The sequence below is a fragment of the Chryseobacterium sp. SIMBA_029 genome, from assembly GCF_046535275.1.
Classification (GTDB): Bacteria; Bacteroidota; Bacteroidia; order Flavobacteriales; family Weeksellaceae; genus Chryseobacterium.
In genome coordinates, this window is sequence record NZ_JAWRXA010000540.1 from 1 (window position 1) to 258 (window position 258).

Below are 258 nucleotides of genomic sequence, written 5' to 3' on the forward strand. Positions count from 1 at the left end.
GCGCCCCTTGCTGAACTGTGCAACTGCCCGATAGAAAAGAATTGTGTCGCGCGCAGCGTCTTTGTTCACCTGTGGTATCTCAGGTGGGACGTCGGTGCTCTCCAACGTCTTCCAGTCTTGGGTTGATAGAGCGAACTGCAAGCGATGCCGCAATTGAACAACAGCAAACTGCCCCGCTAACTGTTGTCGTGGTTCGGGCATAGAGTCCATGTACGCCTTAGCTGCGACGTACTCCCCGGCGGCCAACAGTTCGTCAAT

The 258-nt window shown here is 55.4% G+C and carries 1 protein-coding gene; it reads right to left on the reverse strand.

All coding sequences use genetic code 11. The annotated features are described in order from the left end of the window. A partial coding sequence (locus tag SB679_RS25135) for a hypothetical protein (protein WP_410705041.1) occupies nt 1-258 on the reverse strand: 258 nt, incomplete at both ends.